Origin of the sequence: Faecalibacterium sp. DFI.5.82, from assembly GCF_029076575.1 — a bacterium.
Lineage (GTDB): Bacteria > Bacillota > Clostridia > Oscillospirales > Ruminococcaceae > Faecalibacterium > Faecalibacterium duncaniae.
On record NZ_JARFIS010000111.1, the window covers coordinates 1 to 406 of the forward strand.

Genomic DNA, 406 nt, shown 5'->3' on the forward strand with positions numbered 1-406 from the left:
AAGAGGATGGGCTTGAGATTTTCCATGCCCACGCTCAGGGTCTGGGTGACAAGGATATTGTTGAACCGGTCCACAGTCAGGCCCGGGAACTGGTCAGCCTCGCCAAAGATGACACGGCTGGCGGTCAGGTCGGCGGGCTCCAGCACAGTCTTGCGGTAGGCCCAAGCGTATTCGACACGGCGCTTCCAGAAAGCGGCATCGAAGGTGTCGTTGGCGTTGCGGGAGATGAGCCGCACCCGGATCTTGCTTTTCAGTGAGAGAAAACCGGTGCCAAGATAGGCACCCATTGTGCTGACTACATCGACCAGCGTGCCGTTTTCAGGCTCTGCTTCCGGGGTACCCAGGATGTCGTTTTCGTACACCCAGGGGTGGCCGCCCACCAGCAGACCCTCGGCGTGTTTGTTGA

General features: G+C 59.4%; 1 pseudogene. It reads right to left on the minus strand.

Going from position 1 to position 406, the window contains the following annotated elements:
• A pseudogene (locus tag P0G09_RS15815) lies at positions 1-406 on the minus strand (rRNA large subunit methyltransferase I); the annotation flags it as partial.